The sequence below is a fragment of the Mesorhizobium sp. W016 genome (assembly GCF_054719485.1).
Genome location: NZ_JBTTIF010000002.1, coordinates 1,427,603 through 1,454,396, shown reverse-complemented (window position 1 = coordinate 1,454,396; position 26,794 = coordinate 1,427,603). Strand labels below are relative to the sequence as shown.

Annotated in this window: 23 protein-coding genes; 16 read left to right on the top strand and 7 right to left on the bottom strand. The window is 63.8% G+C overall.

The annotated features are described in order from the left end of the window. The first annotated feature begins 20 nt into the window (after positions 1–20). The 5 genes from ACYG9V_RS07520 (at position 21) to ACYG9V_RS07500 (ending at position 7,537) form a co-directional block, all read left to right on the top strand. Positions 21–2,816 (top strand): [protein-PII] uridylyltransferase, encoded by a 2,796-nt coding sequence (locus tag ACYG9V_RS07520; RefSeq protein WP_352763991.1) that lies wholly within the window; start codon positions 21–23, stop codon positions 2,814–2,816. Positions 2,817–2,892: 76 nt separating this feature from the next. Then, positions 2,893–4,491: a murein biosynthesis integral membrane protein MurJ gene (gene murJ / locus ACYG9V_RS07515; protein ID WP_023692661.1), complete on the top strand. Its 1,599-nt coding sequence runs from the start codon at positions 2,893–2,895 to the stop codon at positions 4,489–4,491. A gap of 616 nt (positions 4,492–5,107) precedes the next feature. Beyond that, positions 5,108–6,175 (top strand): tryptophan--tRNA ligase, encoded by a 1,068-nt coding sequence (gene trpS, locus ACYG9V_RS07510; protein WP_023672858.1) that lies wholly within the window; start codon positions 5,108–5,110, stop codon positions 6,173–6,175. A 100-nt stretch (positions 6,176–6,275) separates the two neighbouring features. Further along, a complete protein-coding gene (locus tag ACYG9V_RS07505; RefSeq protein WP_023672856.1) occupies positions 6,276–6,767 on the top strand; it encodes a universal stress protein in 492 nt (163 codons plus the stop codon). Positions 6,768–6,967: 200 nt separating this feature from the next. Beyond that, complete coding sequence (locus ACYG9V_RS07500; RefSeq protein WP_023685140.1) at positions 6,968–7,537, top strand: NifU family protein; 570 nt, start codon at positions 6,968–6,970, stop codon at positions 7,535–7,537. 182 nt (positions 7,538–7,719) lie between these two features. On the opposite strand, the gene ACYG9V_RS07495 is transcribed toward ACYG9V_RS07500, so the two are convergent. Continuing rightward, positions 7,720–8,337: a L,D-transpeptidase gene (locus tag ACYG9V_RS07495; RefSeq protein ID WP_023692663.1), complete on the bottom strand. Its 618-nt coding sequence runs from the start codon at positions 8,335–8,337 to the stop codon at positions 7,720–7,722. Between the two features lie 238 nt (positions 8,338–8,575). On the opposite strand from ACYG9V_RS07495, the gene cueR reads away from it, so the two are divergent. Then, entirely contained in the window at positions 8,576–8,992 is a 417-nt protein-coding gene (gene cueR / locus ACYG9V_RS07490; RefSeq protein ID WP_023672853.1) for a Cu(I)-responsive transcriptional regulator, read from the top strand. Positions 8,993–9,373: 381 nt separating this feature from the next. Here the strand turns inward: cueR and ACYG9V_RS07485 are convergent, their stop codons facing one another. After that, complete coding sequence (locus ACYG9V_RS07485) at positions 9,374–9,694, bottom strand: hypothetical protein (protein ID WP_023736191.1); 321 nt, start codon at positions 9,692–9,694, stop codon at positions 9,374–9,376. Between the two features lie 165 nt (positions 9,695–9,859). Between ACYG9V_RS07485 and ACYG9V_RS07480 the strand changes: the two genes are divergently transcribed. Further along, entirely contained in the window at positions 9,860–10,021 is a 162-nt protein-coding gene (locus ACYG9V_RS07480) for a hypothetical protein (RefSeq protein ID WP_352763990.1), read from the top strand. Positions 10,022–10,587: 566 nt separating this feature from the next. Then, entirely contained in the window at positions 10,588–11,088 is a 501-nt protein-coding gene (locus tag ACYG9V_RS07475) for an MmcB family DNA repair protein (RefSeq protein ID WP_050594163.1), read from the top strand. 53 nt (positions 11,089–11,141) lie between these two features. Here ACYG9V_RS07475 and nhaA read toward each other — a convergent pair whose 3' ends face one another. The 5 genes from nhaA to ACYG9V_RS07450 form a co-directional block, all read right to left on the bottom strand. After that, entirely contained in the window at positions 11,142–12,329 is a 1,188-nt protein-coding gene (nhaA, locus tag ACYG9V_RS07470) for a Na+/H+ antiporter NhaA (protein ID WP_023732524.1), read from the bottom strand. A gap of 372 nt (positions 12,330–12,701) precedes the next feature. Then, a complete protein-coding gene (locus ACYG9V_RS07465; RefSeq protein ID WP_023672848.1) occupies positions 12,702–13,265 on the bottom strand; it encodes an ActR/PrrA/RegA family redox response regulator transcription factor in 564 nt (187 codons plus the stop codon). A gap of 86 nt (positions 13,266–13,351) precedes the next feature. Further along, complete coding sequence (locus tag ACYG9V_RS07460; protein WP_023729620.1) at positions 13,352–14,677, bottom strand: ActS/PrrB/RegB family redox-sensitive histidine kinase; 1,326 nt, start codon at positions 14,675–14,677, stop codon at positions 13,352–13,354. A 32-nt stretch (positions 14,678–14,709) separates the two neighbouring features. Beyond that, the gene (gene hrpB / locus ACYG9V_RS07455) at positions 14,710–17,172 is read right to left on the bottom strand and encodes an ATP-dependent helicase HrpB (protein WP_352763989.1); all 2,463 of its coding nucleotides are present in this window, start codon (positions 17,170–17,172) and stop codon (positions 14,710–14,712) included. 40 nt (positions 17,173–17,212) lie between these two features. Continuing rightward, positions 17,213–18,103, bottom strand: coding sequence for a DMT family transporter (locus tag ACYG9V_RS07450; protein ID WP_352500274.1), 891 nt, complete (start codon positions 18,101–18,103; stop codon positions 17,213–17,215). Between the two features lie 26 nt (positions 18,104–18,129). On the opposite strand from ACYG9V_RS07450, the gene ACYG9V_RS07445 reads away from it, so the two are divergent. From ACYG9V_RS07445 to ACYG9V_RS07410, 8 genes are all read left to right on the top strand, one after another. After that, positions 18,130–18,828 carry a PIG-L deacetylase family protein gene (locus ACYG9V_RS07445; protein WP_352763988.1) on the top strand — a complete coding sequence of 233 codons (699 nt, stop codon included), beginning with the start codon at positions 18,130–18,132 and terminating at the stop codon, positions 18,826–18,828. Between the two features lie 255 nt (positions 18,829–19,083). Further along, the gene (locus ACYG9V_RS07440; protein ID WP_352500275.1) at positions 19,084–20,415 is read left to right on the top strand and encodes an ABC transporter substrate-binding protein; all 1,332 of its coding nucleotides are present in this window, start codon (positions 19,084–19,086) and stop codon (positions 20,413–20,415) included. 227 nt (positions 20,416–20,642) lie between these two features. Next, positions 20,643–21,590: a carbohydrate ABC transporter permease gene (locus ACYG9V_RS07435; protein WP_031198535.1), complete on the top strand. Its 948-nt coding sequence runs from the start codon at positions 20,643–20,645 to the stop codon at positions 21,588–21,590. After that, complete coding sequence (locus ACYG9V_RS07430) at positions 21,587–22,537, top strand: carbohydrate ABC transporter permease (RefSeq protein ID WP_023694180.1); 951 nt, start codon at positions 21,587–21,589, stop codon at positions 22,535–22,537. Before ACYG9V_RS07435 ends, ACYG9V_RS07430 begins: the two co-directional genes overlap by 4 nt. Before the next feature lie 214 nt (positions 22,538–22,751). Continuing rightward, complete coding sequence (locus tag ACYG9V_RS07425; protein WP_023694181.1) at positions 22,752–22,955, top strand: hypothetical protein; 204 nt, start codon at positions 22,752–22,754, stop codon at positions 22,953–22,955. A 2-nt stretch (positions 22,956–22,957) separates the two neighbouring features. Next, positions 22,958–24,070 (top strand): ABC transporter ATP-binding protein, encoded by a 1,113-nt coding sequence (locus ACYG9V_RS07420; protein WP_352445215.1) that lies wholly within the window; start codon positions 22,958–22,960, stop codon positions 24,068–24,070. After that, positions 24,063–25,076, top strand: a complete 1,014-nt coding sequence (locus tag ACYG9V_RS07415; protein WP_352763986.1) for an ABC transporter ATP-binding protein — start codon at positions 24,063–24,065, stop codon at positions 25,074–25,076. The genes ACYG9V_RS07420 and ACYG9V_RS07415 overlap by 8 nt, the downstream gene beginning before the upstream one ends. Before the next feature lie 64 nt (positions 25,077–25,140). Continuing rightward, on the top strand, positions 25,141–26,781 hold the full coding sequence (locus tag ACYG9V_RS07410) for a dihydroxyacetone kinase subunit DhaK (protein ID WP_023703564.1): 1,641 nt from the start codon (positions 25,141–25,143) through the stop codon (positions 26,779–26,781). Positions 26,782–26,794: the final 13 nt, after the last annotated feature.

The window sequence follows — 26,794 nt, the reverse complement described above, 5'->3', positions numbered from 1 at the left end:
GCGAGGCCCACCGGCAATCCATGGCAAAAATCTCCCTCAAGCTCGACGCGCTGATCGACAGCGAGGCTTTGCGCCGCGACATGACGGCGCTGATCTCGGCGGCCAGCGGCGCCGAGCCCGGCGCGCGCGTCGGTGCGCTCCGGCTGCTGAAGGATCGGCTGACCGAGGGCCGCAAGGTTGCCGAGCGCATGCTGATGGACGATGGCAGCGGCACGGCATGCGCCGCCCGGCTGTCGCATCTGATGGACGAGATCATCCGCGCCCTCTACGAGTTCGCCGCGACCCACGTCTACCGGGTGAAAAGCCCCTCGACCGCAGAGCGCATGGCGGTCGTTGCCGTCGGCGGCTATGGCCGCGGCACGCTGGCGCCGGGCTCCGACATCGACCTGTTGTTCCTGCTGCCCTACAAGCAGACGCCGTGGGGCGAACAGATCGTCGAATATATGCTCTATATGCTGTGGGACCTCGGGTTGAAGGTTGGCCACGCCACCCGCAACATCGACGAGTGTCTCAGGCTGTCGCGCAGCGATATCACCATCCGCACCACGATCCTGGAAGCGCGGTTCCTGTGGGGCGAACAGAAGCTCTTCGACGAATTGCTCGCTCGCTTCGACCATGAAGTGGTGCGCACCACCGGACCGGAATATGTGCAGGCCAAGCTCGCCGAACGCGACGATCGCCATGCCAAGGCCGGCGAAAGCCGCTATCTGGTCGAGCCCAACGTCAAGGACGGCAAGGGCGGCCTGCGCGATTTGCAGACGCTGTTCTGGATCGCCAAGTATTTTTATCGCGTGCGCACCGGCGAGGAATTGGTCGAGAAAGGTGTCTTCACCGAGGCCGAGTACCGCGAATTCCAGAAGGCCGAAGACTTCCTGTGGGCGGTGCGCTGCCACATGCATTTCCTCACCGGCAAGCCAGAGGAACGGCTGCATTTCGATATCCAGCGCGAGATTGCCGAACGTCTCGGCTACACCACCCATCCCGGTCTGTCGGCGGTCGAGCGCTTCATGAAGCACTACTTCCTCGTCGCCAAGGATGTCGGCGACCTCACCCGCATCTTCTGCGCCGCGCTCGAGGAAGAGCAGGCCAAGCATGTGCCCGGCTTCAACCGCATCTTCCTCACCTTCCAGCGCCGCAAGCGCAAGCTGGCCGGCACGTCGGATTTCATTGTCGACAATCACCGCATCAACGTCGCCGACGACAGCGTGTTCGAGCGCGACCCGGTCAATCTGCTCAGGCTGTTCTGGTTCGCCGACAAGCACGGGCTGGAGTTCCACCCCGATGCGCTGAAGCTGCTCACCCGCTCGCTCGGTCTGGTCAACAAGTCGCTGCGGCGCGACGAGGAGGCCAACCGGCTGTTCCTCGACATCCTGACCTCGGACCGCAATGCCGAGCTTAATTTGCGGCGCATGAACGAGGCCGGCCTGCTCGGCAGGCTGATCCCCGATTTCGGCAGAATAGTCGCCATGATGCAGTTCTCCATGTACCACCACTATACGGTGGACGAGCACCTGATCCGCTGTATCGGCGTCTTGGCCGAGATCGAGCGCGGCGACGGCGAAAAGGTGCATCCGCTCTCGCACACGCTGATGCCGGGGCTAGAGAAGAGCCGCGAGGCGCTCTATGTCGCGGTGCTGCTGCACGACATCGCCAAGGGCCGGCCGGAGGATCACTCAGAGGCCGGCGCCCGGATCGCACGCCGCATCTGCCCGCATATGGGGCTGTCGGCCGCCGACACCGAGACCGTCGCCTGGCTGGTCGAGAACCATCTGGTGATGTCGATGACGGCGCAGACGCGCGACCTCAACGACCGCAAGACGATCGAGGATTTCGCCTCGATCGTGCAATCGGTCGAGCGGCTGAAAATGCTGTTGATCCTGACCGTCTGCGACATCAGGGGTGTCGGGCCGGGCGTGTGGAACGGCTGGAAGGGCCAGCTCCTGCGCACGCTCTACTACGAGACCGAACTGCTTTTGACCGGCGGCTTCTCGGAAGTGTCTCGCGCCAAGCGGACGGCGGCGGCGCGCGAGCGGCTGGCCGAGGCGCTGGCCGATTGGCCGGACAAGGCCCGCAAGCGCTATGTCGGCCTGCATTACGAGAACTATCTGCTGACGGTCGACCTCCCCGATCAGCTGCGCCATGCCGAATTCATCCGCGAAGCCGACGCGGCAGGCAAGAAGCTCGCCACCGTGGTCAGGACGCACCAATTCGAGGCGGTGACCGAGATCACCGTGCTGGCGCAGGATCATCCGCGCCTGCTTTCGGTCATTGCCGGCGCCTGTGCGGGAGCGGGCGGCAACATCGTCGACGCGCAGATCTTCACCACGTCCGACGGCCGCGCGCTGGACATCATCCTGATCTCACGGGAATTCGATCGCGACGAGGACGAGCGCCGCCGCGCCGAGCGCGTCGGGCGGCTGATCGAGGACGTGCTGTCGGGCAAGAGCTGGTTGCCGGAGATGATCGAGAAGCGCACCCGACCGCGGCGCGGCGCCAAGGTGTTCAAGATTCCGCCGCGCGCCGAAATCCGCAACACGCTGTCGAACCGGTTTTCGGTGATCGAGGTCGAGGGACTGGACCGGCCTGGGCTGTTGTCGGAAATCACCAGTGCGTTGTCCGACCTCTCGCTCGACATCGCCTCGGCTCACATCACCACCTTCGGCGAGAAGGTGATCGACACTTTCTATGTCACCGACCTTACGGGGCAGAAGATCGACAACCCGGCACGCACCGCCACCATCCACGCCAGGCTGATCGCGGCGCTTGAAGGCGTTGTCCCAGAGCGCGGCGGCAAGGCCAAGGCGGCGGCCGAGTGACCATCACTTTGTCCCAATCACCCCCTTTGTCCCAATCATCCCCTTTGTCCCAATCATCCAGGCAATCTCCCCGCGCATGAGCCTCGTCAAGAAATTCGCCACGGTTGCGTCCGGCACGCTGATGAGCCGCGCCCTTGGCTTTGGCCGCGAGATGCTGATGGCTGCCGCACTCGGCACCGGGCCGGTGGCGGACGCCTTCAACGCCGCCTTCCAGTTTCCAAACACGTTTCGCCGGCTGTTTGCCGAAGGCGCTTTCAACGCCGCCTTCGTGCCGCTGTTTGCCAAGGAGATCGAGACCCACGGCACCGACGGCGCCAAGCGCTTTTCGGAGGAAGTGTTCGGCGTCCTGTTCACCGCACTTCTGGCGCTGACCATCGTCATGGAATTGGCGATGCCGCTGATCGTGCGCTATCTCGTGGCGCCGGGCTTTGCCGACACGCCGGGCAAATTCGAGACGACCGTCCTGCTGGCGACGATCATGTTCCCGTATCTCATCTGCATGTCGCTCGCAGCGATGATGGCCGGCATGCTGAATTCGCTGCGCCGCTATTTCGCGGCTGCCGTGGCGCCGGCTTTCCTCAACATCATCCTGATCAGCGTGCTCGGCTACGCCTGGTACCACGGCATGGATGCCCGTGAGGTCGGTTTCAGCCTGTCCTGGGGCGTGCTGGCGGCGGGGCTGGTGCAGCTTGCCATCGTCTGGGTGGCGGTGCGCAATGCCGGCATCGCCATCGGCTTTCGCCGGCCGAAGATGACGCCCAACGTCAAGCGCCTGCTGATCCTGGCGCTGCCGGCGGCGATCACCGGCGGCATCACCCAGATCAACCAGCTGATCGGCACGGCGATCGCGTCGGCGCAGGACAGCGCCGTGTCCTCGCTTGCTTACGCCGACCGCATCTACCAGCTGCCGCTCGGCGTCGTCGGCGTCGCGGTGGCCATCGTGCTGTTGCCGGAGCTGTCGCGGGCGCTGAAATCGGGCAATCTGGTCGAGGCGGCCAATCTGCAGAACCGCTCGGTCGAGTTCACGCTGTTCATGACCTTGCCGGCGGCGGCGGCCCTTTGGGTAATGGCGGAGCCGATCGTGCGGCTGGTTTATGAGCGCGGCGCCTTCGCCGCCACCGGCTCGACGCCGACGGTGGCGGCGATCCTGGCGATCTTTGGCCTCGGCCTGCCGGCCTTCGTGCTGATCAAGGCCTTCACCCCCGGCTATTTCGCCCGCGAGGACACGCGCACGCCGATGATGTTCGCCGCCATCTCGGTCGGCGTGAACGTGATCACCGCGCTGACGCTGTTCCCGAAAATGGGCGCGCCCGGCATTGCGGTGGCCTCGGCCGTCGCCGGCTGGGTCAACGCGGTGATGCTGCTTGCGGTGCTGATCCGACGTGGCCATTGGGGCCGCGACGTGCCGCTGTTGAAGCGCATTCCGCGTCTTGTGCTGTCGGCGGCGGTGATGGCGGTGGCGCTCTATTTCGCCGAGCACTGGCTGGCCGTCAGGCTCGGCCCCGGCTCGCCACTGGTGATCAAGGCAACGACGCTGCTGGCTCTCGTGGCCGGCGGCGCTCTGCTCTACTTCATCACGGCCTTTGCCACCGGCGGCGCCGATTTCGGCATGATCCGGCGCAATATTGGACGGAAGGGCACACCGCCGGTCACGGAACAGTCTCCAGATCCGTAAGCCTAACCGTAGAACCTGGTTAAACTTCGGCAGACAATTTGTCGTAAACCGAGCGTGGCAGCGGTTCGGGTGCCTGTTTGCTAAGCTCGACCCCGAATTCGGCCCGAAGCCGCGCCGCTGTTTCAAGCGGCGTCTCGTGGTCCTGTCGGGGCTTTGGGGCTTCCTCGTTGTTGACGGCGGGCATCGATTTCTCATCCGATGATATGCAATGCAGGTTCAAATATATCATAAATGTCGATGTCAGCGCGGCCCCTCATTCCCCTGCCGGGCATTTCTCCCCGTGAACGAACGGGGAGAAAGAGGCTGAACATGGCGCCAGCGCTTTCTCTGGCGATTGGCGAAAGCGGGCGATGACGGCGTTTTTCTCCCCCTCTCTATACGGGAAGAAATGTCCGCAGGACAATGAGGGGCGGCGCCAGCCTGTCAGGTCAATATACAGGGGCATCAGACGCGACCGCGCCATCCCCGCCTCTTGATCCTCTCCGCCCCTTCGTCCATAAGCGCGCCGTCGCAAGACTTTTGCCGCGCGTGGTTTCCAGCCGCGTGATTGGCTCCGAAAAGTCTGCAACTTTTCGGAATCACGCTTATACGGCCCTCCACAAGCCATGAGGACATCATGACCGCCTTCAAACAGCTCGTCTTTTCCGGGGTACAGCCGACCGGCAATCTGCATCTCGGCAACTATCTCGGCGCCATCAAGAAATTCGTCGCCCTGCAGGACACGTCAGACTGCATCTATTGCGTCGTCGACCTGCATTCGCTGACGGCACAGCTCGTCCATGACGACCTCGCCGACCAGACCCGCTCGATTACCGCGGCCTTCCTTGCCTCCGGCATCGACCCGAAGAAGCACATCGTCTTCAACCAGTCGCGAGTGATGCAGCATGCCGAGCTTGCCTGGATCTTCAACTGCGTGGCGCGCATCGGCTGGATGAACAAGATGACGCAGTTCAAGGACAAGGCCGGCAAGGACCGCGAGAACGCCTCGCTGGGCCTGCTTGCCTATCCCTCGCTGATGGCGGCCGACATCCTGCTCTACCGCGCCACCCATGTGCCGGTGGGCGAGGACCAAAAGCAGCATCTGGAGCTGACCCGCGACATCGCGCAAAAGTTCAATAATGATTTTTCGAGCCGCATCGCCAGTCTTGGCGTCGGCGTCGAGATGCAGGTTGGCGAAGAGACGGTAAACGGGTTCTTCCCGATAACCGAACCGGTGATCGGCGGGCCGGCGGCGCGCATCATGAGCCTGCGCGACGGCTCCAAGAAGATGTCGAAGTCGGACCCGTCGGATCTGTCCCGCATCAATTTGACCGACGATGCCGACACCATCTCGAAGAAGATCCGCAAGGCCAAGACCGACCCGGAAGCATTGCCAAGCGAAGTCGACGGCCTGGAAAGCCGCCCGGAAGCGGAAAACCTGGTCGGCATCTATGCAGGGCTGGCCGAGATGTCGAAGGCGGACGTGCTGAAGGAATTCGGCGGCCAGCAGTTTTCCGTGTTCAAGCCGGCGCTCGCCGACCTTGCCGTGGAAAAACTGGCGCCGATCGCCGGCGAGATGCGCCGTATCGAGGGCGACCGCGCCTATGTCGACGCGGTGCTGAGAGACGGCGGCGAACGCGCCGGCGCGCTGGCTGAGACCACCATGAAGACGGTACGCGACATTATCGGCCTGTTGCAGGGCTGATCCTACCGTCAGTGCACCGCACCATTCTGGCCCAAGGCCGGCGGCTTGCCGCCGGTCTGTCGCGGTGGCAGATTGCGGTCGAAACATCGAGTAGATAGACATGGTCTCCAAACGCCTCAGTCGCGAAGCCGGCCATCGCAGGAAATTCCTGACGATCATCGACGACACGCCGGAGTGCGAGCGCGCCGTCGCCTACGCCTCCAAGCGGGCGCAGAGCACCAGCGGCACGCTGGTGCTGCTCTACATCATCACACCGGACGACTTTCAGCACTGGCTGGGCGTCGAGAAGATCATGCGCGAGGAAGCCAATGCCACGGCACGCGCGGCACTCGACGGCTACGCCAACAAGGTGCGCCAGAAGCTCGGCATCGAGCCCGAGATGGTGGTGCGCGAAGGCAAGCCGACCGAGGAGATCCACAAGCTGATCGAGGAAGACCAGGACATCGCCATCCTGGTGCTGGCGGCAGGTGCCGGCAAGGAAGGACCCGGGCCGCTGGTCGGGGCTGTTGCCGGCAAGGGCGCCGCCTTCCCTATTCCGGTCACAGTGGTGCCGCAGAACCTGTCTGACGAGGAGATCGACAGCCTCGCATAGAGAGTGATGCCGGAAGTGTGAAGCGGTTTCGGATAACATCACGATCCTGGATTTATAGCCCGCGCGGGATTCATTCCCAGCCAGCAAAAACATTCCGCCAGCCAGCCGTTTTGAGCGACGCGTTTCGCTTGAATGTCCAGCCGATTGAGCCTATTTAGAACTATTCCAAACTAGCTGCCCGACTGGGCACGGAGACGGCCATGTTCATCCAGACCGAATCGACGCCGAACCCGGCAACGCTGAAGTTCCTGCCCGGCAAGGAAGTCCTTGTTGAAGGCACCGCCGATTTCCGCGACGCCGACAGTGCAGCCAGCGCCTCGCCGCTGGCCGGCCGGCTGTTCGAGATCCCCGGCGTGACCGGCGTCTTCTTCGGCTATGACTTCATCACCGTGACCAAGGACGGCCCGGACTGGCAGCACCTGAAGCCGGCGATCCTGGGCGCCATCATGGAGCATTTCATGTCGGGCGCGCCCGTCATGGTCAATGCCGGCCCCGCCGCCGAGACCAGCCAGACCGGCGAATTCTACGACAAGGCCGATGAGCAACTGGTCATCACCATCAAGGAACTGCTCGACACCAGGGTGCGCCCGGCGGTTGCCCAGGATGGCGGCGACATCACCTTCCGCGGCTTCGAGAACGGCACCGTGTTCCTGCACATGAAGGGCGCCTGCGCCGGCTGCCCGTCCTCGACGGCGACGCTGAAGCACGGCATCCAGAACCTGCTCCGCCACTTCGTGCCGGAAGTACAGCAGGTCGAGCAGGTCTCCTAAGACCCCTTCACGCATTCGAGCGAGCAACAAAAAACCGGGCCAGATTGCCCGGTTTTCTGTTTTGGACGTCCGTTGTTGCCTAGACGGTCCGCGTACGAAGGGTAACGCCTATTTTGACCATGGTCTTCCCGAAAACCGGTTCCACTTTTCGCTTTCGTGGACCTCGGTTCCGGATCATGGTCCTACATCACGATGACCTTGGCGCCGACCGACGTGCGGTCGTAGAGGTCGATGATGTCCTGGTTCATCAGCCGGATGCAGCCTGACGACATCGCCTTGCCGATCGAATTCCATTCCGGACTGCCGTGCAGGCGGTAGCCCATATCACCGCCCTTGTTGAACAGATACATGGCGCGCGCGCCGAGCGGGTTCTTCAGGCCCGGCTCCATGCCGCTCGCGAACTTCGCTAGCTCCGGCTGGCGCTGGATCATCTGCCGCGGCGGCGTCCAGGTCGGCCATTCGCGCTTCAGCGCGATATGGGCGGTGCCGTGCCATTCGAAGCCTTCGCGGCCGACGCCGATGCCGTAGCGGATCGCCCGGCCGTCGCCTTCGACGAAGTAGAGAAACTTGTTCTGGGTATCGACGACGATGGTGCCCGGCTTTTCCGAGGTGTCGTAGTTCACCTCTTGCCGGTGGTACTTCAGCGGCACCCTCTCGATCGGGATGCGCGGCAGTTGGTAGCCTGCATCGTTCACCGAACCGTAGTTGTTGGTGAACAGTTGCGAGCCGATCGTGCTGCAACCCGAGATCGCGGCCGACAACGCAAGTGCGGCGACGATTGCAAATGACTTCATGCGCATGAAATGGTCCGATGCCCCGCCAAGATGTCGCGACACGTTACGGCCGCTTTTCCTGAAACCATTCATGCTGGCATTTGCTTTGCTTGCCAAGCGCGCGATGCCTATATGCAGGAGCTTACGTGCCGGTAAGCCGTCAACTATGGCATTTCGGCAACAGGACTCACGGGATTGTGAAGGAAAAACAATGGTCGGTCCTGTCGGATAGCCTAGAATCAGGGAACCACATCGAGGAATCACAATGAATGTAGGCGACGCCGCGGCGCGGTCCGGCCTGCCGGCCAAGACCATCCGCTACTATGAAGAGATCGGCCTGATCGCCCCGGCGCGCGCCGGCAATGGCTATCGCGATTATTCCAGCGACGACATCCATCGGCTAGCCTTCCTGCGCCGCGCCCGCAACCTCGGCTTTTCAATCGACGATTGCCGCCAGCTGATGGCGCTCTACCGGGACCGCAGCCGCGCCAGCCACGATGTGCGCGAGATTGCCGCCGCCCATGTCAGCGCCATCGAGGAAAAGGTGCGCGAGCTGCAGTCGATGCGCACGACCTTGCAGACGCTGATCCAGGCCTGCCATGGTGACGACCGGCCGGATTGCCCGATTTTGGATGACATTGCGGGGGCTGCGCAGGCCGCAGACAGGCGGGCCACGGTTTGAAGCACGGGCGCCGGGATAGACTGGGCGCCGGACGCGCAAGAAAAACCTCCAAAGGTCTATATCTCATTTGGCTAAAATTACGGAACGTCCAATGGACAAGAACGGAACCAAAGCGGTTACATCAGACCTTCGCGCTCACGACGTAAGACTTTAGTCCGGCCGATTTATAGCTAAGAACGGAAGTCGATCGGCACGACATAGGGCCGCTGTGGATCAATACCAGACTGCACCCAGACGAATATAGTGCGATCGCGGAAGACGCTCGGACCAAGCCGTCACCCAGGTTTGGCAACCGAATAATCGTCTGATGAGGCGCGCGGATGCTGGGGTCAAAATCCGAAAGCGACCGCCACCTTCAGACCGAACGAGTAAGAAGCAGACCTAGCTTGAGGTAGGTTCAAACTCTTCTCTGACTTCCTTCCAGAGCAAAAACTTGAATGGCCACGCTCTGAGATAGGGGATCAGCTTCTCTCGCCGCAGAGCCGCAAAAAGAAGGGTGGTCAGAACTGAAAACATACAGGACAGAAACGCCACAAAAGCTATCGGCATCATCAATACCGCAGTGAAGCCACCTACAATATGCGGCCAAGTACCCTTCTCAGCTACGATTCCCGCGCTAGCAAGAAGGCCAATCCCCAGCAAGATTAGGCCTATCGTGCCCAACGATACGAGCAGCGCGGTGAGTGCGGTTCTACGCTTCATATGCTTTGCCTCCCGGTAGCTTATCTCAAGCATAGCGGGGATCAATCCGCAGGGCGCGTTGTAAAGTATATAGTCGCCCTGCGAAAGGTGATTGTATGGTTGACAAACCCATTTGCTCACGACCTTGGCTCTGCTAGTCTCGCGCTTGGGTTTGGGGGTCAAGACATGAATGCCGTTGAGTTTATCGACACGCCGCTCGGTGGTGGGCTTGGCGTCCTGCTGGCATGCCGGTTTTCACCGCAACTTCGTGCGCAGGTCAGGCCTGGTCTGGAATTAGTGATGGCAGTTATTGTCGTGCTGATCCTGGGAGCCATCAAATGGCTCTAGGAGCTACCCAGCCGTAGGGAAGTTACCAATTTCGGAACCAAATTCCGCCTAACGCTTACGAGTCGTCGTTTCGTATACGGCTTGGTCATTTACAAGGTTTCGTATGCATCCGCCCTGATAGCCGCCAGTCGGGAACGCGCTATGCTGGTGCGGCGTGGCGTGCAACGGCTGTTGCGGGACATGGGCCCTCTGCAGAACTGGCCCACGCTTGCCGCGGCGATAACAGGCCCTGACTGCCTCGATTTTTGATGATATGGCGGGCTTAGGCCGGGCGAAGGCAAGGCCGCTTCGGGCAGTGACATAAGCGGCCGGACCTCGCTCATCCGAGACTTCAGGACCTTTTCGGCCATCCCGCTTCTCACAAACGCGGAGATGACACCGATCAGAGATTCGATCCAACGCAGTATTGTCCGCAGTACTTCCCGTAGCGCCTGGCCCATGACGTGACATGCCTCTCGGATCATCAGTCGTAGCAGGATTATATTCCTATCTGGCCGAATTTGTCAATCGGGATTTTGCCCAAGCATAGGTTCAAACCGTGAACAAAATCTGGCATGGTGGGTGCCATGCCGATCATTTCGCCGATTCCCCTCAATCCCCTGATCGATGGCCGCCAGTCCGAACGCGCCATGCTGGTGCGGCGCGGCGTGCAGAGGCTGTTGATGCAAATGGGCATGCATGTGCTGCCCGAACTGTCGCTGGCCACCGGGCGGCGCGCCGACCTTGTGGCGCTGACCAGGCAGGGCGACATCTGGATCATCGAGATCAAATCCTCGATCGAGGATTTTCGCGTCGACCGCAAATGGCCTGATTACCGGCTGCACTCCGACCGCTTCTTCTTCGCCACGCATCCCGGCGTGCCCTCGGATATTTTTCCGGAGGAATGCGGCTTCATCCTGTCCGACGGCTACGGCGCCGAGATTTTGCGCGATGCGCCCGAGCACCGGATGGCGGCGGCAACGCGCAAGGCGCTGATGCTGCGCATCGCACGGGCGGGTGCGGCGCGGCTGCTGGCGGCGGAACTGGCGGGTGTGGCGGTGCCGGCGCTGGCGGGAGAGAGCGAGTAGACGAAGCTCAAGTTCCTCGCCCCGCTTTGCGGGGGCGAGGAACCCAAGAACACCTACTCCACCACCTCCTCCACCCCTGCCGCCGGCGCCATCAGGAGCACGGCGGCACCCAGCAGCGCTGCAACGAAGGACCCCGCCAGGATGCCGACCTTGACGGCGTCCTGCAGCGCCATGTCGTTGGCGAAGGCGAGCAGGCCGATGAACAGGCTCATGGTGAAGCCGATGCCGCAGAGCAGCGAAATGCCGATCATGTGCAGCCAGCCGGCATTGACCGGCAGGTCGGCGAAGCCGAGCCGGATCGCCAGCGCCGAGGAGCCGAAGACGCCGGCCAGCTTGCCCAGCACCAGGCCGGCGGCAACGCCGAGCGTCAGCGGCTCGACCAGGGCAGAGGCGCTGAGGCCGGCCAGCGACACGCCGGCATTGGCAAAGCCGAAAATCGGGATGACGAAGAACGGCACGATCTTGTGCAGGCCGTGCTCCAACCGGTGCAGCGGCGAATGGTCGAGATCGTGCCCGCTGCCGGGAGAAGTTTTCAGCGGAATGGTGAGCGCCAGCGCCACGCCGGCCAGCGTCGCATGCACACCCGATTTCAGCACGAGCACCCACAGCACGGCGCCGAGCACGAGGTAAGGCGTCAGCCTCGTCACCCGCATGCGGTTGAGCACGATGAGCACCGCGATGACGGCGAAGGCCGCACCGAGATAGGCCAGCGACAGGCCGCTTGTGTAGAAGATGGCGATGATGATGACGGCGCCGAGATCGTCGATGATGGCGAGCGCGGTGAGAAAGATCTTGAGCGACGCCGGCACGCGGTTGCCGAGCAGCGACAGCACGCCGAGCGCAAAGGCGATGTCGGTGGCGGTCGGGATCGCCCAGCCGGAGAGCGCGGCGGCGTTGTTGCGGTTGATGGCGACATAGACGAGTGCGGGAACCAGCATGCCGCCGGCGGCGGCGACGCCCGGCAGCACGCGGCGCGGCCAGGTCGAGAGCTGACCGTCGAGCATCTCGCGCTTGATCTCGAGGCCGACCAGCAAGAAGAACACCGCCATCAGCCCATCATTGATCCAGTGCGACACGCTGAGCGGGCCGAGATAGGCGTGGAGAGCGGCGAAATAGGTTTCGGCCAATGGTGAATTGGCGACGATCAGCGCAAGGGCTGCCGCAACCATCAGGATGATGCCGCCCGCCGCCTCGCCGTCGAGGAATTCGCGAAGGATGGATTTCGGCTGCTTGTCGCGCATCTGTGCTCCGTTGCCGGGTTTTCCGGCGGCGTTATTGCCGATGATGGGCAAAGGTCGATGGCACGGCAAGCGCAACTGTTTCCAGCGTTGGCGCCGCCCCTCATTGTCCTGCCGGACGTTCGTCATTCGAAAAGCCAAGCAGTTGGCTTTTCGTCCGCTTCGCGGACCATTCCTCAACTCCCCACATAGCGACGGGGAGAAAGAGGCAGCTTCAGCCTCGCCGTCGTCTCCTGCAACGCCGGCGATTGGCGAAACCGGCGATGAGAGCGCCCCTCTCCCCCGTCTCTATACCGGGGAGAGGATGCCGGCAGGCAGGTGAGGGGCAGCGCTGAGGTTCGGCAATTGGCGGCCGGCGCCGCCGGCGCGTGAACCTCAGCGTGGTGCGCGCTTGGCGAGTATCCGCTGCAGCGTGCGGCGATGCATGTTGAGCCGGCGCGCGGTTTCCGACACGTTGCGGTCGCACATTTCGTAGACGCGCTGGATGTGTTCCCAGCGCACGCGGTCGGCCGACATCGGATTTTCCGGGGGGGCGGCGCGCTCTCCGGCGGTGCGGGTGAGCGCTGCAAACACGTCGTCGGCGTCAGCCGGCTTCGACAGATAGTCGATGGCGCCGAGCTTCACCGCGGTCACCGCGGTGGCGATGTTGCCGTAGCCGGTGAGGATGACGGTGCGGGCATCGTCGCGCTTCTCGCGGATGGCGGCGACGACGTCGAGGCCGTTGCCGTCGCCAAGCCGCATATCGACCACCGCATAGGCCGGCGGGTGGGCGCGCGCCTTGGCCACTGCCTCCTCGACGCTCTCGGCCGTCTCGACCACGAAACCCCTGGTTTCCATGGCGCGGGCCAGCCGCGTCAGGAACGGCTTGTCGTCGTCGACGATGAGCAGCGAGGTGTCCTCGCCTTCGACCATTGCGCCAATTGCTTCTTCGCCAGTCATTATCTCAAAAAATCCTGCTGCCTTAATTTTACGCAGATATAGTTCCTGAACGCCATTGTCCAATTTTGCCGCCTCCGCCAAGGCTTTTACGCGGTGTCGAACATCGAGATCCCCACCGATTCCGGGTTGAGGAAGACCGTGCGCGGCCACGATATCTGCACGATCGCGCCTTCGCCCAGTCCGCTCGAATTGCGGAAATCGAGCGTGGCGCCGGAGCGTTCGAGCAAGGTCTTGGCGATGAACAGCCCGAGACCCAGGCCACCGCCAGCCTCGTTGCCCTGGCGTGTCGACATATAGGGCTCGCCGATGCGATCGATGATTTCGGGGGGAAAGCCCGGCCCGTCATCGATGATCGAGAAGGTGACGTCGAGTTCGTCCCAGCTCCATCGCACCGTCACACTGTTGCGGGCGAAGTCGACGGCGTTCTCGACCAGATTGCCGAGGCCGTAGATGACGCCGGGGTTGCGCCGTCCCACCGGTTCGGGGCCGACGCGCTCGCCCGGCCGAAGCTTGATCGAGATGCCGAAATCGCGGTGCGGCGCGGTCACCTCCTCGACCAGCGAGGTCAGCGGCAGACGCGACAGATGCGCCTCGCCCTCGGAGGACAGGCTGGTCAGCCGCTTCAGGATCTCGCGGCAGCGCTCGCTCTGCGACCGCAACAGCTTCACATCCTCACCATATTTCGGATCGTTACCCAGCGCCTTCTCCATTTCCTTGGAGACAAGGGCGATGGTGGCGAGCGGCGTGCCGAGTTCGTGCGCGGCGGCGGCGGCGAGGCCATCGAGCGCCGACAGATGCTGCTCGCGCTGCAACACCAGTTCGGTGGCGGCAAGCGCATTGGCGAGCAGGCGGGCTTCCTCGGCGACGCGGAAGGCATAGATGGCGGTGAAGGCGATCGAGGAAAACACCGCCATCCATATGCCGGCGACATAGATGAATGGCATGGGCAGCGGCGCGCCCTCATACCATGGCAGCGGCTGGTGGAAGAAGACCAGCAACGTGGCCGCCGCCATGACCAGCGCGCCGAGCACCGCAGTCAGCCGCAGCGGCAGCGACGCCGCCGAGATGACGACGGGCACGGTCATCAGCACCGAGAACGGGTTGGTGAGGCCGCCAGTCAAAAAGAGCAGGCCGGCAAGCTGCAGGCTGTCGAAGGTCAGGATGAAAAACGCTGAGAACGGGGTCAGCCGGTGCGCTGCCGGATAGCGGAAGGTCAGCACCAGGTTAAGCCAGGCCGAGCAGGCGACCAGCGCGAAGCAGAGGCTGACCGGCAGCGGGAATTTGAGCCCATAGGCGACGACCAGCACCGCCAGGCTCTGGCCCACGATGGCCAGCCAGCGCAGCCGGATCAGCGTGTTGAGGCGCAGCCGCTGGCTTTGCTGGAAGTCTGGCGCGTGCACGATGTTGATCATGGCCAAGGATTATAGCCGGGAAAGGACGAGCGCTAGGTCCCTCGCGGTTTGGCGCGGGCGGTGGCCGCAGCGAGCAGCGGATTTTCCGGCCAGACATGGCGGGGATAGCGGCCGCGCATGTCGGTGCGCACATCGGCCCAGGAGCCGCGCCAGAAGCCGGGCAGGTCGCGCGTCGTCTGGATCGGCCGGTGCGCCGGCGACAACAGCTCGAGCGTCAGCGGCACGGTGCCGTTGGCGATTGCCGGATGGCGGTCAAGGCCGAACAGTTCCTGCACGCGGATGGCCAGCACCGGCCATTCGCCGTCATAGCGGATCGGCACATGGCTGCCGGAGGGCGCGTCGAAATGGGTCGGCGCCAGTGTGCCGACCTTGCGCTGCAATTCGTGCGGCACCAGCGCCATCAGGCCTGACGACAGCACGCCGGGATCGATCGCGGCGAAGGATGCCTTGCCCGAAAGGAACGGCAGCAGCCAGTCGTCGAGGCCTTCGAGCAGGGCGGCTTCCGAAACATCGGGCCAAGGCGCGCCGAGGCCGCGATGCAGCCAGCCGAGCCGTTGGCGCAGCGTCTCGCCGTCCTTGCCCCATTCCAGCAGCGACAGGCCGTGCTCGCGCAAGGCATCTGTTATGGCGCGGTCGGCGTCTGTTCCAGTTGGTGCGGGCAGCATGCGCTCCGACAAAGTGATGGCGCCGAGCCTGGCGGTCTCGCGCACGCGCACCGCGCGCCGCTCGCGGTCGAAGCTTGTCTCGCGGCGGATCTCGATCCTGTCGGCCAGAGCGGCACGGATGTCGGTCTCGTGGACCGCGGCCGCCGCCGTGATGCGGGCATTTTGCGCCTTGCCCTGCAGATCGGCGACGACCAGCCAGGTCTCGCCGGCCAGCGGATCGGCGGCATCCACCATGGCGCCGGAGCCGTTGGCGAGCACGAAACGGCCACGCTCGCCGCGCGCCCTGGCGACGCGGTCCGGCCAGGCGTGGATGAGGAGAAGACCGGCAGAAGCGGCTTCGCTGCTCTTGGGGCCGCCCGCCTGCTTCGCCAATCGCTCGGCAAGCTGCCTTGCCGCAACGGCGCGTGGCGATTTCTCAGTGCGAAAGCGCATCAGCCGCCGTTCGAGGTCGGCGCCGTCACCGCCGAGACCACGCTCGGTGAGCAGGACGGCTAGCATCGCAGCCTCGAGCGCGTGGCCGCCGCCAGCGGCTTCAGCGACCATGTGTGCGAGCCGCACGGGCAGCGCCAGCTTGCGCATCGCGCCGCCCGCCTCCGTCAGCCGGCCGGCCGCGTCGATGGCGTGCAGCGCCAGGAGCAGGGCCTGCGCCTCGTTGAGCGCCGGACCGGGTGGCGGATCAAGGAAGGACAGGCTTGCGGGGTCGGCGACACCGAAAGCGGCGCAGTCGAGCAGCAGGCCGGACAGATCCGCTTCGAGGATTTCGGGCGGGGTGAAGGCCGGCAAGGCCGCCGTCTGCTCGGCCCGCCACAGGCGGATGGCGACGCCTGGCTGCGTGCGCCCGGCGCGGCCGGCACGCTGATCGGCCGACGCCCTGGAGACACGCACCGTTTCCAGCCGCGTCAGGCCGCTCGCCGGTTCGTATCGTGGCAGGCGCGACAGGCCGGAATCGATGACGACGCGCACGCCGCCGATGGTGATCGAGGTCTCGGCGATCGACGTCGCCAGCACCACCTTGCGGCGGCCGGGCGGCGCCGGCTTGATGGCGGCATCCTGCGCCCTGTTGTCGAGCTGACCGTAGAGCGGCACGATGTCGGTGTCCGGACCGAGCCGGCCCTGCAGCCGCTCGGCGGTGCGCTCGATCTCGCGCTGTCCCGGCAGGAAGGCGAGCACGCTGCCGCTCTCGCCGGCAAGAGCGGAGCGGATCGCCTTGGCCATGGCGTCTTCGATGGGAACGCCGGCTGGCCGCTCGTCGTATCTGACATCGACGGGGAACGCACGGCCTTGGCTTTCGATCACCGGGGCGCCGGACAGGAGTTTCGCGACGCGCGCGCCATCGAGCGTTGCCGACATCACCAGCAGCCGCAAATCCGGCCGCAGCGCGCCCTGCACGTCGAGCGCCAGCGCCAGGCCGAAATCGCCGTCGAGCGAGCGCTCGTGGAATTCGTCGAAAATCACCGCCGAGACGCCGGGCAGCTCGGGATCGTCTAGGATCATGCGCGCCAGGACGCCTTCGGTGACGACCAGGATTTTTGTCCGGGCCGATGTGCGGTTTTCCATGCGCATGGCATAGCCGACAGTGGCGCCGGGCTCTTCATCAAGCAATTCGGCCATGCGGCGGGCGGCGGCGCGGGCGGCGAGGCGGCGCGGTTCGAGCAGGACGATCTTGCCGGCGACCAGCCAGGGCGCATCGAGCAGCGCCAGCGGCACCAGCGTCGTCTTGCCGGCGCCGGGCGGCGCCACCAGGACGGCGCTGTTGCCGGAGCCGAGCGCCTCGCTCAGGGCCGGCAGCACGGCGGATACCGGAAGCTCCGGCAAGGATCTCGTCGTCATTGCGTCCGCATATCAGCGGTCACCACAACCGTGCAACGGCTCAAAGCCTTGTGCGTGAAAACGGGTTCCAGCGCACCGTGCCCAGCCGCACCTCCTCGCGCACCATGGTGAGCAGGCCGGACGCGCCAACGACGGCCAAGCCGACCAGCGATATCCAGTCCGGATACTCCTGGAAGAACAACGCACCGAGGATCACCGCCCAGACGATCTGCGAATAATGCGTCGGCGCGATGCGGTTGGCCGGTGCGTATTTGGCGGCCAGCAGCTGCAGCAATTGGCCGCCGGCGGTAAAGGCGCCGCCCAGCACCAGCCACAGCAGCTGCATGGCGTTGGGGAGGGTGAACGATGTGGCGATGGTGCCGGCCCCGTTGAACAGCAGCCCGTAACCGATGAGCACGCCGAGCATGGTGGTGCGCTTTTCCTGCTGGGCGAGCGACCGCATCAGGATGACGCTCGCCGCGGCAAGGAAGGCCACCGTGAAGGCGGCAAGGTGTCCGAGATGCAACTCGCGAAAACCTGGCCGCACCACCAGCATGACACCTGCAAAGCCGGCAACCACCGCCAGCCAGCGCCATGGACCGACCTTTTCTTTCAGGATGACGGTCGAGAGAATGGTCACGCAAAGCGGCGCCAGGAAGATCAGTGCATAGGTCTCGGCCAGCGGAATGGTGGTGAAGGCGTAGACGCTGAGCACGCCCGAGGCGATGCCGGCCCAGGCGCGGGCCTGCACCGCCCATGGCCGCCCGGTGCGCCAGAAGTCGCGCCAGCGCTCATCGACTGGGCGGCTGAAAAACAGGAAGCAGCCGGCAAACAGCGTGATGAAGAAGCCGATCTCGAAGACGGTGAACTGTCCGCCAAGGCTCTTGATAACGGCATCGCTGCACGAATAGCTTGCATAGGCGATGAGGGCGAGCAGGATTCCGTTCGTCACGTTTTTCCATTTCCGGGGAGAGTGCAGTGAAGGTATTGGCGCTCGGCGCGCATCCCGACGACATCGAGATATTCATGTTCGGTACGCTGGCTGCCTATGCCACGCAAGGCGCAGAACTGACTTTTGCCGTGGCCACGGATGGCGCCAGGGGCGGCATGGGCGACCCGAGCGTTTTGGCTCGTGTCCGCCGCGACGAGGCGGCGGCCGCTGCGGCGCTGCTCGGCGCAACCCTTCGCTTTCTCGACTTTCCCGACGGCGAACTGGTGGCTGATGCGGCACTGATCGCTTCGCTGAAAGCGCTGATACGCGAGACCGCGGCGGATCTGGTTATCACGCATGCCCCCAACGACTATCACGCCGACCATCGCGCTTTGTCGGACGGCGTGCGCATCGCGGCCTCGTTCGGCGTCCCCGTGCTGCATGCCGACACGATGGGCGGCACCGGCTTTGCGCCGACGCATTACGTCGACATTTCCGCCTACGGCGATATCAAGACGCAGGCGATCCGAGCGCACCAGTCGCAGTGGCCGGAGCAACATGTCGACAGAGCGCGCGTTCAGAATGAGTTTCGCGCCGGGCAATGCAACAGCGTTCCCGGCTCCCTGGCCGAGGCCTTCCGATTCGAGCCGACATTTCCCTTCGCCGACATCCGCGCGCTGCTGCCGCCCGCGCCCCCTGTCCGGCCGGTGACGCCGCAGACGAAAATTATAGGCGACCCCGGCTAAGCAACTTCCGGGCGAGCCGTCCGGCAAATCATTTCCCAACGATTTCAATCGCCGTTTGGCCATGTTGCGGCGCAGCGACGAATTCGCTTGCCTTGTTTAGTAAAAATTGCATCACTAAACAAATTACTAAACATCTGCGGCGCACCGCGCCGCCCTGGCGACGCATAGCGCGCCGTGTTTAGCCCCTCGGAGGAGCGAGGGTTGAGGGGTTCTTGAAACGGCCATCCGGGCGCGTTTCGCAAATGGGAGGAAGGCATGAAATCGAGCTTGAAACTGGCGTTGGGGCTGGCCTCGGCGATTACCGCGTCGACAGCCGTCTCGAACGCCGCGCACGCTGAAGACCTGACGCTTTGCTGGGCCGCCTGGGATCCGGCAAACGCGCTGGTCGAACTGTCCAAGGATTTTACCAAGGAAACCGGCATCGGCATGAAATTCGAATTCGTGCCGTGGACCAACTATGCCGACCGCTTCCTCAACGAGCTCAACTCGCACGGCAAACTGTGCGACCTGATCATCGGCGACAGCCAGTGGATCGGCGGCTCGGCCGAGAACGGCCACTACGTCAAGCTGAACGACTTCTTCGACAAGGAGAAGATCAGCATGGACGACTTCGTGCCGGCAACCGTCGTCGGCTATTCCGAATGGCCGAAGAACACGCCGAATTACTGGGCGCTGCCGGCCATGGGCGACGTCGTCGGCTGGACCTACCGCAAGGACTGGTTCTCCAAGCCGGAACTGCAGAAGGAATTCAAGGAAAAGTATGGTTGGGACCTCGGCCCACCGACCACCTTCGACCAGCTGAAGCAGCTCGCCGAGTTCTTCCAGAAGCGCGAGATCGACGGCAAGACCGTCTATGGCGCTTCGATCTACACCGAGCGTGGCTCGGAAGGCATCACCATGGGCGCCATGGACGTGCTCTACAGCTTCGGCTTCCAGTATGAAAACCCGAAGAAGCCCTACGAGATGGAAGGCTTCGTCAATTCGCCAGACGCGGTCAAAGGCCTGGAGTTCTACAAGTCGCTCTACGATTGCTGCACGCCTCCGGGTGCCTCGAACAGCTATATGGGCGAAGGCGTCGACGCCTTCAAATCCGGTCAGGTGGCCATGCACATGAACTTCGCCTTCACCTGGCCCGGCCTGCAGAAGGACGAGAATGTCGGCGGCGACAAGATCGGCTACTTCGTCAATCCGAAGGGTCCCGGCGGCGCCCAGTTTGCGCAGCTTGGCGGCCAGGGCATTTCGGTGGTGTCCTATTCAGACAAGCAGGAATCGGCGCTGAAATACATCAAGTGGTTCGCCAACAAGGATGTGCAGGCCAAATGGTGGTCGCTCGGCGGCTATTCCTGCCTGAACGCGGTGGTCAAGGACCCGGCCTTCCCGTCCAGCCAGCCTTATGCGCAGACCTTCCTCGACTCGATGGCGATCGTGAAGGACTTCTGGGCCGAGCCGAGCTACGCACCGCTGCTGCAGGCGTCGCAGAAGCGCTTCCACGACTATGTCGTAGCCGGCCAGGGTTCGGCCAAGGACGCGCTTGACGGCCTGGTCAAGGACTGGACGCAAGTGTTCCAGGACGACGGCAAGATGTAACCGGACCAACGGCTCCTCCCGAGCCTGACCCCAGAGGCGGATGATTTTCAGGCCGAATTGATCAGAAATCATCCGCCTCGGGCTAAAAAGAGAGAGAGCATGATGTCGTCCGAAACCGCTTCAGACTTTTCGGCTTCATGCTCTTGGTCCCGTGCCGCCCTTGGCACGGGACGCAGTTCAGATAAATTCCAGTGTCGAGACTTGACGTGACCGAAGCAGGACTCACCATGCTCAATCGGACTGCGGAGAACGTTGCCCGGGCGACCCCGGAGCCGTTGGCCCGCAAGGTCCGGGGGATCAGCGACAAGGGCCTCGCCTGGCTGTTCATCTCGCCGACGATCCTGTTGCTCTTGGCCATCAACATCTTCCCGCTGTTCTGGGCGATCTACCTGTCCTTCACCAACTTCCGCGCGAACCGCCCGAACGAGGTGGTGAAAAACCTCGGCTTCGCCAACTACCAGCGCATCCTCGGCGACCAGGACATCTGGATCGCCATGCAGACGACGGCGCATTTCGTGTTCTGGACGATCCTGCTGCAGACGCTGATCGGTTTCACGCTGGCATGGCTGATCGACAGGAAGTTTCGCGGCCACGCCTTCTGGACGACCATCATCCTGGTGCCGATGATGCTGTCGCCGGCGGTGGTCGGCAATTTCTGGCGTTTCCTCTACGAGCCGCAGATCGGCCTGTTCGCCTACGCCATCTCGTTCGTCACCCGGATACCACCGACCGACATCCAGATGCTGTCCAACGTGTCGCTGGCGCCGTGGTCGATCATCATCGTCGACACCTGGATGTGGACGCCCTATGTCATGCTGATCTGTCTCGCCGGCCTGCGCTCCATCCCCGAATACATCTATGAAGCCGCCGAGGTCGACCGCGCGTCCAACTGGCGGCAGTTCTGGTCGATCACGCTGCCCATGGCGCTGCCCTTCATCATGCTGGCGGTGCTGTTTCGCGGCATCGAGAACTTCAAGATGTTCGACATGGTCAACCTGCTGACCGGTGGCGGGCCGGGCTCGACCACCGAGGTCGCCTCGATCACGCTGAAGCGGCAGGCGTTCGAGAGCTGGCGCACCGGATATTCCTCGGCCTTCGCCATCATCCTGTTCGTCGCGGTGTTTGGGCTGGCCAACATCTACGTCAAGGCGCTGAACAAGGTGAAGCAGAGATGAGCCTGACCACCGCCCACTCCGTCGTCGCCCCCTCGGCCAATTCTAAGCGGATCGCCGGCACGATCATCGTGCTCTACGCGCTGATCTCGATCGTGCCGCTGCTGTGGATCTTTGCCACCAGCTTCAAGACGCCGCCGGATTCGATCGCCTATCCGCCCAAGATTCTGTTCCAGCCGAGCATCGAGGGCTATTGCAACCTGTTCACGACGCGCACCAGGCAAACGCCCGACTACATCAACTCGCTCGGACCCGCGACCGGTTTCTGCGACGAGACCTCGCGCAAGCGCAACATGGTGATTGCCGGCCCGTCCAATTTCCTGCCGCGCTTCGTCAATTCGCTGATAATCGCCTTCGGCTCGACCTTCTGCGCGGTCTTCCTCGGCACGCTGTCTGCCTATGGTTTCTCGCGCTTCAAGGTGCCGCTGGCCGATGACCTTCTGTTCTTCATCCTGTCGACGCGCTTCATGCCGCCGATCGCGGTCGCGATTCCCATCTACCTGATGTACCGCGAGCTCGGCCTGTCCGACACCGCGCTGGGCATGATCCTGCTCTACACGGCGGTAAACGTGTCGCTCGCGGTGTGGCTGCTGAAAGGCTTCATCGACGAGATCCCGCGCGAGTATGAGGAAGCGGCGATGATCGACGGCTACACCAGGCTGCAGGCCTTTTGGCGCACCGTGCTGCCGCAAGCGACTACCGGCATCGCCGCGACCGCCATCTTCTGCCTGATCTTCGCCTGGAACGAATATGCGTTCGCCGCACTCCTGACCTCCGGCACCGCGCAGACCGCGCCGCCCTTCATCCCGACCATCATCGGCGAAGGCGGCCAGGACTGGCCGGCGGTGGCGGCCGGCACGACGATCTTCCTGGTGCCGATCCTGGTCTTCACCATCCTGCTTCGCAAACAATTGCTGCGCGGCATCACCTTCGGCGCGGTACGCAAATGATTGGTGTGTCAAGTCGACCCCCACTCCGTCGAGCTTCGCTCGACACCTCTCCCCCGATCGACGGGGTAGAGGAAGGACGCGAACTTCATTCAGGCAGGCTGCCTTCCTCTCCCTCCGGAGGGGGGAGAGGTGGCGCTGCGAAGCAGCGACGGAGTGAGGGAACCACCTGGCAACCGTCTCGCCCCGTTGCCGGGCAGAAGGAAGGCAGCTACGCATGACGCGCCCAGCCATCTCCAAAAAGTCATCCTGGCCTCGCTGGGCCCGGCGCGGCCTCATGGAAAACATTGCGACGGCGCTCATCGCCGTCGGCTTCCTGATGCTGTTCCAGCCCTTCGCGCTGGCGCTCTACACCTACTCCTTCATCACCATGCTCGCCGGCACGGTGATGTTCATCATCGTCTCGAAGTTCCCGGAATAATCATGGCCGAAATCCGCGTCCAACATTTGAGAAAGGCCTTCGGCGATTTCGTCGCGGTGCAGGATTCCAGCTTCGTCGTCGAAGATGGTGAGTTCTTCGTCATGCTTGGTCCCTCGGGCTGCGGCAAGACGACGACGCTGCGCATGGTCGCCGGCCTCGAATTGCCGACCGGCGGCCAGATCCTGCTCGGCGGCGAGGACGTCACCATGCGCCGGGCGCGCGAACGCGACATCGCCTTCGTCTTCCAGCTGTTCGCGCTCTATCCGCATATGAACGTGCGCAAGAACATCGGCTTCCCGCTTCTCGCGCAAGGCATGCCCTCGGCCGAGATTCGAAGCCGTGTCGAGGAAACGGCGAAGCTGCTGCGCATCGACCATCTGCTCAACAAATCGGTCTCGGGCCTTGCCGGCGGTGACCGCCAGCGCGTGGCGCTCGGTCGCGCCATCGTGCGACGGCCAAAATGCTTCCTGATGGACGAGCCGCTCGGCACGCTCGACACCGAATTCCGCGATCTGATGGTGCATGAGCTGCGCGAGCTGCACAACCGCATCCACGCCACCACCGTCTATGTCACGCACGACCAGATGGAAGCGATGTCGATGGCCGACAAGATCGCCGTCATGAACCATGGCGTCATCGAACAGTTCGGCAGCCCGCGCGAAATCTACGACCGCCCGGCAACCATGTTCGTCGCCGATTTCATTGGCTCGCCGCCAATGAACTTTCTCGGCTTTGACGGCGGATTGGCGAAGGGGGCGAAGGAGATCGTAGTGCAAGGCGCCAAGGTGGCGGTGCCGGAAGTGCGCGAGGATATCGCGCCGGCCGACATGGCGCTCGGCATCCGCCCCGAACACATTCGCTTCGACGACGCCTCGAAACTGCGCGGCGCCATCTATGGCACCGAATATCTCGGCACGACGCAGATCGTGGCGGTGGAGACGGCGGACGGCATCATCAAGGCGCGGGTGCCGGCCGAAATCCGGCTCGCTGCCGGCGATCATGTCGGGCTGACGTTGAACAGCGCGCGGCTGTCGCTGTTCGACAAGGGCTCGGGTCGGGCGGTGCGCACCGCGATCCACGATACCGCCTCTCAAGGGAGAGCGCAGCATGGCTGACGTGCACATCAAGGGCGTGACCAAAAGCTTCGGCGACCATGTCGCCGTCGATGGCCTCGACCTTAACATCGCCGATGGCGAATTCGTCGTGCTGCTCGGCCCGACCGGCGCCGGCAAGACGACGACGCTGAGATTGATCGCCGGACTGGAGCGGCCGGATGGCGGCAGGATCGATATTGGCGGCCACGATGCGACGACGCTGTCGCCGGCCGAGCGCGACACCGCCTTCGTGTTCCAGCAATATTCGCTCTACCCGCATCTGTCGGTCTACGACAACCTCGCCTTCCCGCTGCGTTCGCCAGCGCGGAAAGTACCGGAGGACCAGATTCGCCGCCGCATCGAAGAGGTGGCGAAGATGGTGCGCATCCACCACAAGCTGAACAACCGCTCGACCAAGCTTTCGGGTGGCGAAATGCAGCGCGTCGCCATTGGGCGCGCGCTGGTGCGCAAGCCGTCGATCTATTTGATGGACGAGCCGCTGTCGTCGCTCGACGCCAAATTGCGCGCCGATCTCAGGCTCGAACTCAAGCGCATCCAAGCCGAGCTCGGCGCCACCATGCTCTATGTCACGCACGACCAGATCGAGGCGATGACCATGGCGGACCGCATCGGCATCCTCAACAATGGCGTGCTGGTGCAGATCGGCACGCCGCGCACCATCTATTCCGAGCCGGCAAACCTTCATGTCGCCGCACGGCTCGGCCAGCCGGCGATCAATCTGCTGCCAGCGGGACTGCTGCCTGATGGTGGGGCGCCGACCGGAACCAAGACCATCGGCGCGCGCACCGAGCATCTGTCGATCGAGAAGACCGCAAACGGCCATGCCGACGGCGTCGTCGACTGGGTCGAACATCTCGGGGACCAGAACCATCTGCATGTTACGGTCGGCCCGAAGAAACTGGTGACGCTCACCGACCCCGATACGGATCTGGCCGAGGGCGACAAAGTGGTGATCCGCTACCGCTCGCCACTTTATTTCGGCGCCGACGGACAAAGACTGATGTGAGGTTTTCGGTGTCTCGCCAAGGGCACGGCACCGGCTTCTGATTGACGAATACAGGACGAATTCGATGAAGCACTTTTTCAACCGCAGGGAAACGATCGTCACCGAGGCGCTGGACGGGCTGTTGCGGACTATCGGTTCCGGCGATCTCGCCCGCCTCGACGGCTATCCCGAGATCAAGGTCGTGCTGCGCGCCGACTGGGACAAGGCAAAGGTTGCGGTCGTCTCCGGCGGCGGTGCCGGGCACGAGCCGTCGCATGCCGGGTTTGTCGGCAAGGGCATGCTGACGGCGGCGGTCTCGGGCGAGATCTTTGCCTCGCCCAGCGTCGAGGCGGTCCTGGCGGCCATTCGCGCGGTGACCGGCCCGGCTGGCTGCCTGCTGATCGTCAAGAACTACACCGGCGACCGCCTCAATTTCGGCCTCGCGGCCGAGAAGGCGCGCGCCGAGGGGTTTCGCGTCGAGATGGCGATCGTCGCCGACGACATTGCCTTGCCCGATATCAACCAGCCGCGCGGCGTCGCCGGCACCTTGTTCGTGCACAAGATATCAGGCCATTTGTCGGAGACGGGAAGCGGTCTGACAGCGATCGCGACAGCGGCTCGCGCGGCGGCGAAGGACATCATCTCGCTCGGCATGTCGCTGTCGTCCTGCTCGATCCCCGGCCAGCCACATGAAGAGCGGTTCGGCGAAAATGACGGCGAACTCGGCCTCGGCATCCATGGCGAGCCGGGCGTCGAGCGCATCGCCGTGCAGAGCGCCGACAGACTTGTGGCGATCATGGCGGAGCGGCTGGCCGCGCGGCTCGACCCGAACGCCAGCCACGCGTTGCTCATCAACAATCTCGGCTCGGTGCCGCCGCTCGAAATGTCGCTGGTCGCCAATGCCGTGCTGGCCTCGCCGCTGGCCAAGACCGTGAAGCTTGCGATCGGCCCCGGACCGCTGATGACGGCGCTCAACATGAACGGTTTTTCGCTGTCGCTGATCAAGCTCGATGCGGCGCGCGAGGCAGCCTTGCTGGCGCCTGTCGGCCCACATGCCTGGATGCCGGCCAAAACCGTCGTCGCGCCGGCTATCGTGCCTATGGCGAAAGCGGCTGGAAACAGCGCAGCCCAAAGGGCCAGCCAGGATTCCGGCACCAGGCGTTTGATCATCACGGTCTGCGAACGGCTGATCGCGCTCGAAGAGACACTGAACGGGCTCGACGCCAAGGCGGGCGATGGCGATACCGGTTCGACGGTTGCGACCGGCGCGCGCAGCGTGCTGGAACGGCTCGATGCGCTGCCGCTGGCCGACCCTGCCGCCACGCTTGCGGCTATAGGCGATAGTCTGGGCGTCGCAATGGGCGGCTCCTCAGGCGTCTTGCTGTCGATCTTCTTCACGGCGGCGGCTCAGGCTTCGAACGGCGGAGCAACCCTGTCCAAGGCGCTGCTTGCCGGGCTTGACCGGATGACCTTCTATGGCGGCGCCAGGGTCGGCGACCGCACCATGGTCGATGCCTTGGAGCCGGGGCTGAAGGCGCTCGATGCCAAGGGGCTGGATGCCGCGGCTACAGCGGCACGGCACGGCGCCGAGGCGACCGCGGCCATGGAGAAGGCGAAGGCCGGGCGCTCCGCCTATGTCGGCACCAAATTGCAGGGCGTAGTCGACCCTGGCGCCCATGCCGTGGCCGAAGTGTTCGCGGCCGCCGCGCTGCATGCAACGGCCTGACGGCATGCTTAGA